General features: G+C 38.4%; 1 protein-coding gene. It reads left to right on the top strand.

Annotated elements, in window-relative coordinates; translation table 11 throughout:
• Positions 1-268: hypothetical protein (locus AOA61_RS31420; RefSeq protein WP_158234843.1), on the top strand; the 268-nt coding region annotated here is incomplete at both ends.

The following is a 268-nucleotide window of genomic DNA, read 5'->3' as shown; positions in this document are numbered from 1 at the left end:
GGTAAGTGATTTAACCTATAGATATGGGGCTCAAATAGAATCATTAAGTAATCTGAGTATGATTATGATGGGAATGCCAGCAATAATGAATAGTTATACTGTTGCAACAAGTTTACTTGCTAAAACTAAAGGAATGGCAGCAGTAGCAACTACTAAGTTTACAGGAGTAATGGGATTACTCACCAAAGCAAAGGGAGTTGCCACAATAGCCGCTACTAAGTTTGCAGTAGCAATGAATGCCGCTATATGGCCAGTTACTCTCATAGTC

Source organism: Pseudomonas sp. 2995-1, from assembly GCF_002742505.1.
GTDB lineage: Bacteria > Pseudomonadota > Gammaproteobacteria > Pseudomonadales > Pseudomonadaceae > Aquipseudomonas > Aquipseudomonas sivasensis.
Note: the sequence above shows the minus strand (reverse complement) of the source record. Positions and strands in the feature narration are given on the sequence as shown.